The 446-nt window shown below is 70.0% G+C and carries 1 protein-coding gene; it reads left to right on the top strand.

Annotation, left to right across the window (positions count from 1 at the left end; genetic code table 11):
• Positions 1–120 precede the first annotated feature (120 nt).
• Positions 121–446 (top strand): hypothetical protein (locus tag RB628_RS41475; protein WP_318325779.1); only part of this gene is annotated, 326 nt, incomplete at its 3' end.

Below are 446 nucleotides of genomic sequence, written 5' to 3'. Positions count from 1 at the left end.
CCGCCGCGCCGCTGACCAGCAGTCCGGCAGGCCCGCCACCGGCCTGCCGGACTGCTCGAAACCCCTGGACAACCAACTCCACCGGCTGTTACGGATGAACAGAGAAGGACCGACCGGGAGATGACGCTCGTGCTCAGAACGACCAACCACCACGTAGAGTCGACCCCCGTCCTGCCTGCCGCCCCCGCCGGAAGCGATCCGCTGCTGCAACTCCAGTACGAGACGCAGCCGCCCAACGGACCCGGCGCGACGCGCTGCCTCAGCCACCCGCCGCAGCTGTCCCTGCGCGGGATCCCCGTCATGTGCTCGGCCTGCCGCGCCAGGCGCGACTGGCTGCTCATCAACCATGGCCGCAACGTCTGGGTCCGCTGCCGCTGCAGCAACCAGTGGCTCGAGCCCGAGATCAGCCGCGCCGACTTCGACGCCATGATCGCCATCCCGGACGG

The sequence above is a fragment of the Streptomyces sp. ADMS genome, assembly GCF_033441795.1.
Lineage (GTDB): Bacteria > Actinomycetota > Actinomycetes > Streptomycetales > Streptomycetaceae > Streptomyces.
This window is presented reverse-complemented; position numbering and strand designations above follow the sequence as displayed.